Annotated in this window: 9 protein-coding genes; 6 read left to right on the top strand and 3 right to left on the bottom strand. The window is 53.9% G+C overall.

Going from position 1 to position 14,414, the window contains the following annotated elements:
• Positions 1-18 precede the first annotated feature (18 nt).
• Together BLT65_RS15950 and BLT65_RS46465 are read left to right on the top strand one after the other, a co-directional pair.
• Entirely contained in the window at positions 19-1,197 is a 1,179-nt protein-coding gene (locus BLT65_RS15950; RefSeq protein WP_091779017.1) for a hypothetical protein, read from the top strand.
• Positions 1,198-1,268: 71 nt separating this feature from the next.
• The gene (locus BLT65_RS46465; protein WP_143036520.1) at positions 1,269-2,777 is read left to right on the top strand and encodes a COG3415 family protein; all 1,509 of its coding nucleotides are present in this window, start codon (positions 1,269-1,271) and stop codon (positions 2,775-2,777) included.
• A gap of 62 nt (positions 2,778-2,839) precedes the next feature.
• Here BLT65_RS46465 and BLT65_RS15940 read toward each other — a convergent pair whose 3' ends face one another.
• The 3 genes from BLT65_RS15940 to BLT65_RS47630 all read right to left on the bottom strand — a co-directional run bounded on the left by BLT65_RS15940 (position 2,840) and on the right by BLT65_RS47630 (position 6,687).
• On the bottom strand, positions 2,840-4,870 hold the full coding sequence (locus BLT65_RS15940; protein WP_091779013.1) for an NERD domain-containing protein: 2,031 nt from the start codon (positions 4,868-4,870) through the stop codon (positions 2,840-2,842).
• A gap of 167 nt (positions 4,871-5,037) precedes the next feature.
• Complete coding sequence (locus tag BLT65_RS15935; RefSeq protein ID WP_091779011.1) at positions 5,038-6,111, bottom strand: DUF6765 family protein; 1,074 nt, start codon at positions 6,109-6,111, stop codon at positions 5,038-5,040.
• A 3-nt stretch (positions 6,112-6,114) separates the two neighbouring features.
• Positions 6,115-6,687 carry a bis-aminopropyl spermidine synthase family protein gene (locus BLT65_RS47630; RefSeq protein WP_208545777.1) on the bottom strand — a complete coding sequence of 191 codons (573 nt, stop codon included), beginning with the start codon at positions 6,685-6,687 and terminating at the stop codon, positions 6,115-6,117.
• Between the two features lie 388 nt (positions 6,688-7,075).
• Between BLT65_RS47630 and BLT65_RS15925 the strand changes: the two genes are divergently transcribed.
• The 4 genes from BLT65_RS15925 to BLT65_RS15905 all read left to right on the top strand — a co-directional run.
• On the top strand, positions 7,076-8,671 hold the full coding sequence (locus tag BLT65_RS15925) for a CHASE2 domain-containing protein (protein WP_091779009.1): 1,596 nt from the start codon (positions 7,076-7,078) through the stop codon (positions 8,669-8,671).
• Positions 8,672-9,028: 357 nt separating this feature from the next.
• Positions 9,029-10,729, top strand: coding sequence for a M48 family metalloprotease (locus BLT65_RS15915; RefSeq protein ID WP_091779005.1), 1,701 nt, complete (start codon positions 9,029-9,031; stop codon positions 10,727-10,729).
• Positions 10,730-11,657: 928 nt separating this feature from the next.
• Complete coding sequence (locus BLT65_RS15910) at positions 11,658-13,442, top strand: alpha/beta hydrolase (RefSeq protein WP_208545776.1); 1,785 nt, start codon at positions 11,658-11,660, stop codon at positions 13,440-13,442.
• A gap of 389 nt (positions 13,443-13,831) precedes the next feature.
• Positions 13,832-14,414: transposase (locus BLT65_RS15905; protein ID WP_143036519.1), on the top strand; the 583-nt coding region annotated here is incomplete at its 3' end.

Genomic DNA, 14,414 nt, shown 5'->3' with positions numbered 1-14,414 from the left:
CCGAGGCTTGACACAATAATGGGGAGACAGATCGGTTGGCGCCACGTGCCGATTTTATCGGCACGTCTCATAGCTATCGAAGCAATCCTCGAGCAAGGAGAGTACGTTCATGACGTCGTCCATGAGGGACGGACGCTCATCGATACGTACTACAACCACGCCAACATGATCACGCCGCATGAAGTGGCTGGCGTGCCGACGCTAACCGCGTCTCTGGAGCGTTTCTGGAAACGCGTTCAGGAGGACTTTCCCGAAGCAAGGGCGACTGGACGCGCAACTGACCTGTACGAGCAACTTGCCCAGCGAACTACGCGTGACATCTGCGCTAACTGTAGCGCATCAGCCCCTTGCACCGGTCACGACACCCTGCTGGACAGTGAGCGACTTGCGACCGGCGGAGCGTGTCTTTCGCCTTTCCGTGGCTTATGCGATTTAGGTCACACACTTGCGTTGGCGACATATCGTCGCCATATCGGTGATGCGTATGTTCCGAAACAGATCAGCTTTTGTACAGGCCACCTTACTCGGAACAACGAAGCGTCGAACATCGCATTCAGCGCATCCTCGGCTGAAGCTGATTCGAACGGAGATTGTCGGGAAGTCTGCATCTCATTTCACGTTCCGGCTTTCGACTTCGGTGATTTCGAGCAGCTGCTCTACGCGCTTTTTCATGAATGCTTTGTCCATGCGCTGTGTGGTGTGAAGCTAAATGGTGACTCCAGCTATCTTTCTGATCGCTTTCACGAAGGATGGATGGATTACGTTGCGTTTCTGGTCTTGCACTCACATCTCCAGAAAGGCGCGGACATGCCACTAGCCGTCGCCGCTGACCTGTCGGGCTTCCTGGACAGCAGCCTGAAAGCCCATAACTGGCGGTGTGACATTCGACGGGTCGATCGTACGTCAGACACGGAGATCAATGCCTTCGGCAAGCGCGCCGCTCTCGCGTTCGCCGGCTTTTGTCGTGCTGTTCTGGGGGAAATAATGGGGCTCGAACAGACGATTCGATTTTCTGTGCTGCTTAACGCGTCAGATATGTCGGATGCAGAACGCGGCAAGATCGTCGAAGGAGTTACAAAGAGGTTGGTTGGCGCTCAGCGGTTTGCAACGGCCGTAACAGACGACCAGTTGGTAAAGGCACTCAAGAATTTCCAGCGCGAAGGCAACATTATGGAGTTGCTACCCCAATTTTTGTAAGAATTCGCTTAATTTGTCACCTGAATAATAATCCTCCGGGCGCTATACTAGGGCCATCGTGGAGCCTCGATATGTCGGAACGAATCAGGATTCTTGCTGCGGCCGCTCGTGAACGTGCGTTCACTGTGCCGCAACTAGCGAAGGCCGCCGGCGCAAACACGGCCACCGTAAGGACAGTGCTCAAACGTACGTCCTCGGATTGGTTCGCCCAGGGAAAGGCAAAAAACCGACGAGGCGCCCCCTCTAACGTCTACACGTTAACATCAGTCGGCAGAGATGCCATTGAAGCGGTTCTGCAGCAGGCATCTACGACCCTAGCCCATAGCTTGCCGGGTGGCGAAACATGGTCAACCGATGAAGACGCAAATCTCTCGATCGGCGTCGCCAACGAACTCATTCGGCGGGCAAACGCATTTCTCGATAGTAATCGACTCGCACTCGCAACTGCGTTGTTGGAACAGGCCGAGTCTACGCTTGAAACTGCTTTCATCTCTCCCGGTGCGGAAAGTAGTCTGATTAAGCTTGCTGAGAGTCAGCAGAGATTAGTTGCTTTAGAACGGCGAGTACGAGCGACTACTCCACATGAAAGTCCCGAACGTACTACGACGGTCGTTGGTGATGTCGTACTTCCTTCGTCGTTCGCCGGCGGGTCAAACGCTAGCCCATTGCTTCTCTCACACGAGATGTCTGCAAAAGTGCGGATGACGGCCCCGTTTGACCCTAACGGTAAGCCAAGGGGCGGAGGCTTGATTCCTCATTATGTGGTGCATGGCCCTAAGCCTTCATTGATTCCTCATTGGCCGACGTCGACGAGTGTTTTGGATTTTCTTGACCAGATCCATCCTGTTAAGCCGAGCGAAGATAGAGCTTCTCCCAAGCCACCTCTTGAACTTACCAAGCGGGGGTTATCCTTTTCTGCGCGGGGAGATGTAACGTCCGGGCATTTTCTTGAACGGACCCGAACCTTCGAACACTTACTGCCACAGGTTTCTCGCAGCGATCGCCATGAGGTCGATATGCTCCAGACGCTCTGGAACAAACATCCGGCATCTGGAGTTGCAGTCAGCACGATTGGTTCTGTCACTGGACTTATCCCCGGCTTCGTTGCACCCCGGGATGTCCTCTCGACTTATCAGTTCGAGTCGGAATTTTTGCACTCAACGTCGCTCAAGACTTTTGAGATTGTGATCATCACTCAGCCTAGTCCCGCTGCCCGGGAAGTTGCTGGCTACGTGAGAGCGTCGTTGCAGTCTATCGAGCCCGATGCGCCGATGGTAAAGACTATTTATCTTGACCATGCCAAACTACCTCCGCTCTCGCTGACGACGGATACTTTGACCTATCTTCTCTTTGCTATCGATTCTTGTGACAAGGTAGGGCAAGCAATGAGCAAGATGACGGAGCGCTTGTCGGAAAGCTTTTCGTCAAATCTGAAGGTTGTGTTGGATGCAGCGTCGACCGCGAAGGGGCAACGCGCTGCAGACAGGGTACATGCACGATATATTTCGCACGTATCCGAAATCAAGCCTAAGGATCTACTTCAGCAACTGAAAGAGACGGCAGCTACTTCGATTAGGTGACATTTGCCCCGGATGAGTACGCGGCGCTCGCCGTGGTCTCATCCGGGCTGTAGAACAGTAGCTTACTGTCCTGGTGCCAGTCTGTCATTTTCGGTTCGAGGCACACATTCGATCGTGAGCATCAAACCTTCCCAATCGTTTTCATCGATCGCGTGAAGAGGAATCATGCGACCGGCTGTGCCTTCCACGAGTTTCCGGACCTGCGGCGGTAATGAGAAATACTCTGCAGCCTTGGATTCCGCGTCTGCGACGTCGTTATAGAACACCTGCTTGACTGCGCGAAGCACTTCCAGGCTGGCCCCATCTACTGCAGCGTCCTCCAGCTCGCCCACGAGAAATTTGGCCAGGATGTATTCGTCAACGACTGGCACGCCATTCGCCGGCACACCGACGTGCGTCGACGTGCTAACCACAATGATGGGTACGACGGTAAACTTTTCGTCAAGCGGGATTCCAAGTCGCTGTACGTCGCTCACGAATTGGGCACGATTGTCGCGTAAAGCCTGCGCTTTCCGTTGCGCCTGTTCTGCAGCATGAAACACCGTATGCCGATGCATCGCAAAGCCTTTCGCTTCTGTCGGTTCGAGGATGCATTTGGACTCTCCGAGAATCACCGTCGAACCAATGATTACAACAAGATCGATTTCTTCGTCGCGGCCCGCCGACGGTTTGAGTTTGTAGCCGTGAGGAATTACGGCGGCAGTGTTTGCGAGAATTTCCGATTGAGCGATGCTGCGTTGAGCAACGTGTCGAATGTGCGCTTCAAAGGGCGCACCACGGACCTCAAGGTCGATTCCGCCGCGTCGCATCCACACATCTACCAGACGTCGCAAATTCGGCGTGATAATCGCGGGAAATACTGGCGAAACCGTGCGCGGCCCGATGGGAACGAGGGGGCAATCCCAAAGCTCCTGCCCAGCTTCACCCTTGAATGTGAAAAATTCGATGATTCGTCGGCCTTTCACTGGCGGAATATCCGCAGACAAGAGCAGTGCCTGGACGAGCGCGTCAACTTGTAGCACCGGCACGAAGGCGGGGAGCCATTTGTGCGCAGCCTGGTCCTCGTCCTGATCAACTTCCTTCTCTGCCTTGGTCAGCGCTTCCAGCTGAATCGAAGCTATGCGGGAGACAACCGCCCACGCATCGAGCACGTCCGACAGCGTCACGCCCTCAAGCGTTGGGAGTTTGACCTCGGTTATCTTTTCGTAGTACGGTTCCGAAGCCAGTCCATGCAGTACAGCCAACGATTCCTGCATTGCAGGATCACCTTCACCTGGTTTTGCAACGCTGATCAATTGTCGTTTGCCATCTTTACGGACATCTCTAATGTCCCGGATACGAGCTGTGGCCCCACGCGCCATGAGCTGACGATACTGCGCAAGCATCATGAACGTGAAACCCGCCCACAATGAGGTACGTCTCGCGATGCCGATCGCTTGCGCGCGCTTCACGTCGACCTCGATAGGGAAAAAGACCTTTCCGAGCTTCGTTGACATCACTTCGTAGCTGTTCCATAAGCATTCATCCCAGAGATCTTCTGTGTGTCGATACATGATCCCAAGGTTAAGCTCAAGCTGGATGTCCTCCCAAGTCACGTGTGCCATACGTGGATTCCCACTCAAGTCGGGATTCTTCGACAAGGCAAAACGAACTGGAACCTCGATACCTTCTACGAGACTTTCAACAATCTCATTGGGCGACCAGTCGAAGCCGCCCGGCAACTCGAGTTTGATTTCGGCGAACACTTCATCAGGCCGGAAGCCTTCAGCCCCACGGCCCGCAAATCGCTCACCAACTCTCTCGAATGCGTCACGCGTCTTACTTTGCGTGACCAGAAAACCGTGATTTGCCGCTGCGACAAATGCTCGAGTTTTTTCCACCGCTTTCAGCTTTGGCGTTGTGGATAACTTCAAGCGCGCCCGGATGTTTTCAAGCTTTGCATGAATGACGAGGCCCGCATCGTAGAGCGCTTGATCTTCATCATCTGAATCAACGAAACCATCAAACGCGTTCTTCCATTTGTCAGCCTTAAACTTACTTCGGCGAGGCCCAGCAATCGCCCCCGAGCGTACTGCCTTTAAAAATTCACCCATTATTTCTTCTTGCTAATAACGCGCGAACGTGGCGCTATTGATGAAAAATCTGAAGCACAAGGCAGCGCGAACGCAGCAGCTTGTGCTGCAGTTCGTCTGGCTCGTACGGACCGGGAACCAAAGACGTGTGCTTCGATGAGAAGCCTCAAAAACCGACTCTGGTTTTTTCAAGCTATACGTAGACCCGCTTGGGGAAGTATCTCCTGCGTCACAGCGAACCGATGTTCCTTCACCGCATCGTGGAAATGGCGGTAATCGCTAGTCTCGAACAACGCCGTATAGACCGGCTTTTCGTCGCCATCACCGTCGGTCAGTAGGCCTGTGCCGATGTGCTTCCACGAACCTTCGCCTTTGGGGATATACGTCGGAATTCGTTCCTGCAGGCCAGGAATGCTGCCACTCACGACTGAGTCTAGTAAGCTCGAGAGCCGCGCATCCGGATCGTTATTGCGATTTGTTAACAACAGAAGCTCGAGCGCCCGTTTGACCTCATCGGGGAGCCCGTTGATTTGTTCAAAGTGCTCGTCCCCCGCGAGGTACCCTTTCACTGCTCGACACGCCATATCAGCGGCCGTAAGAAACTCCGGCAAGTTGTTGCGATAGACGCGTACGCCGTGCGAATCGAGATACGACCATTCGGCCCACGGCAGATCCGGATAATGGAGCGCCGCGCCGTGCCCTAACGGAAAGACGTTGGAGATGATGTCTGTTTCAGCCTCGGTGAACAAATGTCCAGCGAACTGTCTGATCCGCTCAACCCAGCGTGCCGGATTCATGTCAACCGACTCGATGTCTCGCACCCGATTGAGGTCACTCGCGATCCCGGAGAATCCTTGATGAGCCCACGTGTCGATGTAGGTATGGAGCGTCACACCAAGTCGATGTAGCGCGTTTTCCGACCCAGCGTTACGAATCGCATAACGGACAGTTTCACGCGCTATCTCGCTATCAGGCCGGCACACAGCACGCTCTTCGAGCGTCTGTCCCTCACCTGCAGGCAGAAAGTGAAATGGCGCCCAAACCAGCCGGTTCAGACCATTCTTTGCGTTCTGGTAATCATGCATTGAATGCGCGCTAGCGAAACGTTCAAAGGTTTCACCTGTCTGGAACACCAGCACGCCATCGGTAGTCGCATCGTCAACGTACTGACAGGCGTGTGCGACGATCTCGGCGTCAACGGATGTCATACCCGCAAGCCGTGCCACGACGTAGATCACGCCGTAGTGGAAATCGATATTCATTTTCTAGTGGTCTCTCATGCGCCCGACTGCCAACCTGGCAATCGACTCTTCCTGGCGGTTCAATTCTCGGAAATGGAAGAAGTTACCAACTATAACGCTAATCGGTAAGAACTGAAAGAGACTCTCTCGCATCTTTAGCATCGATCGGACGCAGCGGAAACTCCAAGGCGCCTGCGCGAAAATCTTGTGCCTGACAGTCGCGAATATCGTAGGCTCGTCCGGTAACGGGTCGGCGACGTTATACAGGTGCGCTGAAATCTGAACGCGGTCACGCAGCTTCTCTCCGAACCGCCGGAAGGACTGCACGATTCGCTCGTCGAAATCGAGCAGCGTGATCGATTTCGGTCCGTAGGAGATGACGTCCTGTGCCTTGAGATGGGCGGCGGACAATGCGATTCCATCGCCATCCCCCACGAAAACGACATCCTTTCCATCGAAGACTCGAGCGACATACTCGGCCTGGACAACCATGTCCGCGACCTTCATGTAAATCTGGTCGAATTCTCGTAACGGAGGAGGTCGATTCTGAACTACGTCAGAAATCGCATTGATGGCGTTGCGCAGATCAAAGTTCATCGATCGCCTCGGAATAAGAAACAGCCACCGACCACACTCTGCCGCATATCGACGCGGGATCCGTGTGTAGTCGCTCTCTCAGGAATTCTTTGCTCTTTTTGCGACGGTAGCAGCAATTTACCGAATTGATAATAGGTGGTGGCTTCAATACTTGGATCTCGGGCGCCTGAAATACCTGATAACGCTATAAAAAACCTCTTTTTTTGCCGAAAAATTGATGTAAAACCCTTAAAACCTGCGTGTTACGCAGTAACATGATTTGCCCGACACCCTCGACCACAGTTCCCGAGGCCATCTGACCTGTTGACGTCATCCAGATAGCAGAGAATGGCTTAAGTTTTCGCTCTCACCGTCGATAAAACGGCAGAGAGAACTGGAAACAGAAGACGTGAAAAAGCGAGAGAACAAGAGCCCTTGGCAAAACATGCCCCTGCGAATCGCCGTATCGGGGAAGAAAGCAGGCGTGCTGCTACCGGCCGTCACGTCTGTACTGATTGGCGTGTTCGCTGCCATCGCAATCCCAGCTGTCATGGGCGAGGATTTCGCTGCGCGTGAGTCCGCAAAACTTTACGCCCCGCTCGACGCCTGGCTTTACGATGAGGGATCGCGAAAGTACATCAGCACGGTTGTCATCGACGATAACTCCCTTATCCAGGCCGATCAAACGTGGCCGCCTACCTACAGCTTCTACGCGCGTCTGCTACGTGGAATCTCGTATTACCACCCAAAAGCAATCTTCCTGGATGTCATTCTCACCAGTGAGCGCAACGACCCGTCCATCCAGCGTCTGGTCGACACCATCTGTAAGGTGGGCGCTGCAGGCGCACGGGTCTATCTTGCGGCGTCTCGTACGCCGACTGGCAGCCTGACTTTACGACCAGAGCTGCAAAAGGTTTCCGGTCACTGCTTTACAAGCGTCAGCGTGAACTACCAGCCAGACGAGGTTGACCATCTCACATGGACTTATGAGCTTGCCTCTTCAACGCACGGCACGGTCGCCAGGAGCGCCGCTTTGGCCATCTACGACGACGTTTCCGGCAAGTCGTTGATTACCCCGACTGTACCGATGGCGATTTCATGGGGTTTCAAACCCTCCGGGCACGGTCTTCGATGGGTTTCGTCGATGTCAGCCCCACCGGGTGCACAACCTGATGTAGATGCATCCGCTTACTGTCGCTCGCCGCATGGCGCACTGGAGATGTTGCCACCGGGCCTACAACGTCTGTTTCACCGTGACGCGCAAAAGCCTTTGTGTGTCTTTCATGACACCGTTTACGCATATGACCTTGCGAATGCAACACCTGATGACGACCGTCAGATATCCGCCAGCCTCCGCGACCGGATCGTCATGATTGGAACCTCGCGGACGTACACCAACGACTTCGTCACATCTCCGCTTCACGACAGAATCCCTGGCGTCTACCTTCACGCCATGGCGTTGGACAACCTCCTGACGTATGGCTCTAACTATAAGCGTGCACCGGGACTCACCCCGACAGTCGACGTCGACCATTACAAACTGCTCGGACTAGGTCTTGTCAGCCTGATTTGCGTCATTGCGTTTCGCTACATACGCAAAAGCATCGACGCCTGGCTAATAGAAAAAATCGCTCCTCCGTCGCCGCCCCACGCACCACCGTCCAAAATATATCTTGTTGATACAGGCCTCTTCGTCACGTCCGAATTGCATCAGGAGATTCAACGGGATCTTCGGATTAAAGCGCTGCCCGCCTCGAAGCAGACCACGTCTCGAAGACGACACGTGACGTTACGGGCACTGGCCGCGTTCAGCCTGAAAGCGTTCTTTTCAGTGATCGCCGTCGCGGGCTTGCTCTTGATCGGCGAACACATGCTGAACATCGGTTATTTCAGCGTGATCTCTGTTGCGACCTTTTCGCTCGCAGCGGAATGGTTCGAGTGGAACGAAAAACTCATTACGTGGCTTTACCCAGAACACGGAAACTCAACTCATGCACACAACTGACGGCCACCCATTCAAACACTGGCTTTGCTCGCTTGCGTTCGCGAGCCTGCTGCTCCTTGACGGGCTCGACGCAACTGCTGCAACGTCGGCGAAAGCGGTAGTGAGCGCCAAAGCGGATCCAGTCACGTTGTACTCGAGCCCAGACGGAAGCACGCAGGCGGGTTCGGCTCCGGCGTCCACACTTCCATGGAAAATTGAAGACGACCAAAAAGGTTTCTACAAAATTCGACTGAGGGGCAGGGTCTATTGGGTGGACTCTCTCGACGTCCATGCCGACCTGGCCGTCGTGGCCAAGTGCACGCGTACTGTAGGCCCAAACGATCCCGTTGCCGCCGACTTTGGCGCAGGCAGCAACCGATGCAAATAAAGCGTAAAGCCGCCACAGCTGCTCTCACCCTACTGTGCGCCGGATGTCAGAACCTGTCGCTGCCAGCGGGTGTCGTAGATGTTGCCGCGATCGGCTCAGGCCGAGCTACCATTACTGTCGCAGGAGAACTGCCTGCGCCGCCCGACCGTGTCTGGATAAAGAGTGACTTGGACCTTAACGAGCATCGTGCTGATGGCTGGGGTCTTGTCTCGATGCCAGAGATGGAAACCTACCTTAACGGTCTTCTGCGGAAGATCAAAGCCGCATCGGATACCTCTGATTGGCCCGGCAGCGTTCACATCACTGCCGAATCTGCCCTGACCGCGAGTTCAAGCGGAGCAGGCAATATCTACATCTCTCTCGGCTGGCTACAATCCGCTGAATCGGAAGACGAGATATACAGTGTACTGAGTCATGAATGGGGTCATGTCTTCCTTGGACATCATTCAGCCCATACGGTCGGTAATCTCGGTGATACATCGCTATTACTCGCATCATTGGGATGGAGCTACGCCAACCGTAAAGCGGCGGATACTGGCTGGAACGGTGTAGACAAGATCCAGATGGTGCAACTTGTCGGTACCACCGTACTCATGCCGGCGTGGGAACGCAGCCTGGAGGAGCAGGCTGACATGTTTGGTGAAACTATCAGCTTGCGGAGTGGATACTCATATATCTACGGGTTCAAGGCTTTTCTCGAACGCATCGACAGCTACGACAGAAAGGCGCGTGAGGAACGTGAAGCCATAGAGCGCGAACAAGAGCGGACCGCGCGTGAGCTCGTCAAGAAGCAGACACTGGCGCGAATTGCCGCAACCACCCAGCAGGGAGCGTCTTCGCCTGCTGCCGCGACAGCAGGATCGCAGGATGGGCCATCGTCGATGCTTCGTAGCCTCAGCAACGTCCTGTCGCAGATGAATACGGCCCTCATTGACGGACAAGTGAAGCTCGATCAAGGCTCGTTCGATGTCCGGCGTTCCGTCAATGTCACCATCCGAACAACGATCACTCAGATCCGGGAGACCCATCCCGACGGCAGCTTGCGCGAAGATTACCTAAGCCAACAGTTTGCTGATGCGATTAAACGCAATCGGCTGCCCGCTCATACGCACGAGTGGGACGCAGCGCGAAAGCAAAAACAAACAGCGGAAATCCTCTCACACTACTCAATGGTATGGAAGGCTATGGACCTTCTGGCGAGCCCAGAAAAACAAGCTGGCCTGAGACTAGCCAGCCAGGCCGCTTCAGGACTCACAGTTCATGATGCGACAATGGTCGAGACACTTGCTACGGCCAGTGAGGAAACACGGACTTTGAAGCAGGGATCAGTCACAGACATACTCATGCGAAACCTGAAGTCCACCGAACGCTCATGGCGAGTCCAGCTTGAGATTGCGAACCGTGTTTCGGTAACGGACAAGGTCAGAGCACGTCAATTCATCGACCAGCAATTTCAGTATTTCGGGAAAGCACCGAAGCTATGGCCAGAAGTAATCGCGTTTTATCAGCGGACAGGGGATGTTCAGTTAAGTAACCAGATGGCGCTCGCGTGTGCAATCGCATCGCCAACCTACCGTAACGCGTGCATGACAGCAAGCCAGACGCCCTCTGAGCTGGTTCAAACCAAATCTAGTGCCGACGCGCATGCCACAATCGTAGTCGAGCAGGTGAAGAAGAAATGGTTCAAATAACTCTCACCCTCTTCACGGGCACCCATTATCGAAATGGCATTGTTGCCGTTTGCTGCGACGCCATTAGAATCTACAAACGGCTCCCTGCCGTTACTCGTTGCCGAACACGAGACTCGTCACTCTGAGTCAGTCCCAACATGCCCGCATCACTTCCTGGAGGACATCTGTATCGATGGATGCACCGAGATAGTTCTATAATTCGCTCAGTACTTACTACCTCTTTCGCTGATTATGCTGTAGAAGGGAAGCAATTAAGGCCTGAAGATTGGCATTTTCCGTTCTGAGAAAATACCTCACTAATCGGATTTTCCTTTTCCATACCGTAGTGTACGGTACCGCACCGTCCAAGCTTAGCCTCAGCGCTAGCGTCTCGAAAAACCAAACTCGTAGTTTGCGCTCCGTAGAGATTTAACTCACGTCACTGACGCAAACAAAAACCAAGAGAGAGAGAGAGAACGCCTGGACAAGTGGCGACGGTCCCGCTGATCGCTGCTACAGCTTTTGCCCAGGGATTGCAGCGTCATCGTCATAGAGAGGGCCCTATGACTATCATCGTTATTGCACGGCTTTTTTCTTCGCTCCCGCTTTGTTTTCTGACGGGGCATGTCAGGGGCGGCACCGCAGCTCACCTGCCGACTGCATCTCTTCCTGTACACGCGTTGCCGTTGCTGCGTACCGACCTCCCGCCCGCAAACGCGACGAGACCGGCTCAAACGCGAGCCAAACGGGTTGCACGGCCTTCGCATAAAGGCCACCAGTGCGCCTGGAAGCTGACCGTCATGATATGAATCCATGCCCCCGAGGCACCGGACGCATCCTATCTCGGCCCGCTGAGCTCGACAGGATAGTTATGTCCTTACCATCTGAATTTAGCGCGACCTTGAACCGCCCGGTTCTAGTCATCAGTCTGAGTTCTCAGGAGGGTCGTATGTATGCCCGTAAATGCTTCGCAATTGGCGTTCTCCTTTTACTCGCATCCTGCGGTCGTGTTCCAACTGCGCTTGAACGCCAGGAAGATGCCCTGGATATATCAAACGAAACTGAGCGCCAGTTCCATACCACCCTATATTTTCCAAAGGGCGAGGCGCTTCATTATCCCGGCTACATCATCGCGTTCGAGAAAAGCCCTAAAGCAATCATCGATCAACCACCGTCCGAACGGATAGTTGATTCCCGCGCGGCGTATCTGGGTACGGAAACTAACAACGGTCATGATCGGGACACGAAAGAGCTCATCGAAGGCTTCCAGAAACGTGACCGGAAATCACTCTTCGTTTCGCACATCATTAAATACCAGGGCCCGACTAACAACGACAATGGTCGCTTTATCGATCAATGCTTCATCTATAACGCGTTTGAGTCCGATATGTCACCTCCTGGCGCCAAACCCTCGCAGGTTAGCGTGGACTTCCATGGTATGGTCTGGCATCACTGCCCACGGCTGGCCCTTGGCCCGGACAATACGCTGACCAGATCAAAGCTTGACCCAAACACCAAAAAAGAAATTGTCAAAGAGGTTGAAGGCAACCCCGCGACACGCAAACAGATCGATCTCACACAGGCGCAGTATCAGGCGCCTCGTCCCGTGCACGATCTTTATGGTGGGGGCCTGGATGCAATGAAAAAGCTTGAATGCGGGCTATCCTCACACATCCACCAGGATGGATATACTCATCTACTGGTGCTAGTCATGGGTTGGAATACTTCGCAGGACGAAGCTATTCGCAATTTCAACGATATCATCGGCAACATTATCGAGGCGCGTAACGAGGATGTCGACCCGGTGACTAAGAAGGTAGCACCATTCAGGCCCCTCGTTCTCGGCGTAACATGGCCTTCGTACTGGAGTAACTCGTTCACGAATCTTTTCAGCTACGCAAATAAGGCAGACGATGCAGACGAGCTAGGGCTTTCATGGCTTAATGTCATCGTCAATCGCACGATTCCCGTCGTGCTATCCCAAGCTAATGTACGACCCAATGTGATTCTGATTGGACATAGCTTCGGTGCCCGGGCCGCTATGCGTGCCCTGTTCAGTAGCCCACTACTTCTTCCGACTCCGCCCGTCACCGATCGCCCTGTGTCCGAAGTTAATCTGCTCGTTGGATTACAGGGTGCGGTCAGCATCAACAGGTTTATCCCTCAGCGAAGCCACGAGGGTGCACCCTACCGGGATTTTGGAAAGTTGATGAACACGCAGGTCGCGCTAACCGCTTCTCGGGGCGACAGCGCGACCGCATTCCCACTCTGGTATAAGCCCTCCGGGTCGTATCGCACATGGGAGAGCATCTGCAAATCCGACTCTAACGATTTAAAGACTATCTTCGACTGCCGGCGTACCGACTCAAAACGAAAGAGCGTGGCTGTACCGGAGGTTAGTTCGCCTTCGACCCCCGCTACCTGGATACCTCCACATCTTTTCCAGGTTTGCGAGGATAGTGACGCGTCGGAGGCATGTAACCTCAAATCCTCCTCGGAAAACCGAAAAATCTTGTATATCGATGCCAGCGACACAGTGACCATGTTCAACAGCCCTGGTTCGGGCGGCGGAGCGCACAGCGATATCTATCGCTTACCGATGGGACAACTGTTGTGGAAGCTGATCAAGACTTACGCATCTGGAACACGTACAAGCGAGACGCATGCCGAGATCGAATATAACAAAACCATGAAGGAATGTGAGAAAGCGGATCTAAGGACCAGTTCGCGGTGAGGCACAGCCATCCAATCCATTCTTCAGAATGTTTTTTTGACCTTGGTTGGCTGCAACGTTTTATAGATTAATTGCTGTGATAGCAATTAATCTGGTATTAATCTGACTTAAGCAAATATGAAGCACCCATCTGCAAAGTAGCTTGCGTCAGACTTAGTCGAAGATATAATGCGCCTGCCGTTCTTCGCTGAAGTTACTCGAGGCACGAATCTGCGGCAGGCGCGAAAGAGTGTAGCTGTTCAGTCGCGAATAGTGACCCACCTTCCAACTCCGTACTAGCGCGTACGCCGTTCGCTTAAGCATCTCGTACCAATCAAGATGCTTTGATGCCTCAAACCACGGCTGATCCGGGGGTGCGGACGAAAACTTGGACTACCTGGAGGTAGTCCATGTACTCGTACGAAGACCGTCTTCGAGCGGTTCGGCTGTACTTAAAGTTGGGCAAGCGCATCAGAGCGACCATTCGACAACTGGGGTACCCGACAAAGAACTCTCTCAAATCCTGGCATCGCGAATACGAACAGAGTCATGATTTGCGTACTGGCTATGTTCGTTCTCGGCCGAGGTATTCGACTGTACAGAAGGAGGTGGCCGTCGATCATTATCTGGGCCATGGCCGTTGTGCTGCTGCGACCTTGAGGGCGTTGGGATATCCGAGTCGGGGAACCCTCGCCGCCTGGATCGAAGAGCTGCATCCTGAAATCGGAAAACGCATTGTCGGCAGAGCAACTGGCAGCATTCCGAAATCGCCAGCGGTGAAGCAGGCTGCAGTCATTGAACTGTGCACCAGAAAGGAAAGCGTGGGCCTGCTTGCCCAGAAAGCAGGCGTGAGCAGGCCGACGCTTTACAATTGGAAGAACCAGCTACTCGGTCGTGAAGCCCCAGCATCCATGAAACGCCAGAAGAAGCCAGCACCGGACAGTGAGCGTACGAAACTGGAACAGCAGGTCGAATCGCTTCGACGCGACGTCC

It is taken from the genome of Paraburkholderia steynii (assembly GCF_900100565.1).
GTDB classification, from domain to species: Bacteria; Pseudomonadota; Gammaproteobacteria; order Burkholderiales; family Burkholderiaceae; genus Paraburkholderia; species Paraburkholderia terrae.
This window is presented reverse-complemented; position numbering and strand designations above follow the sequence as displayed.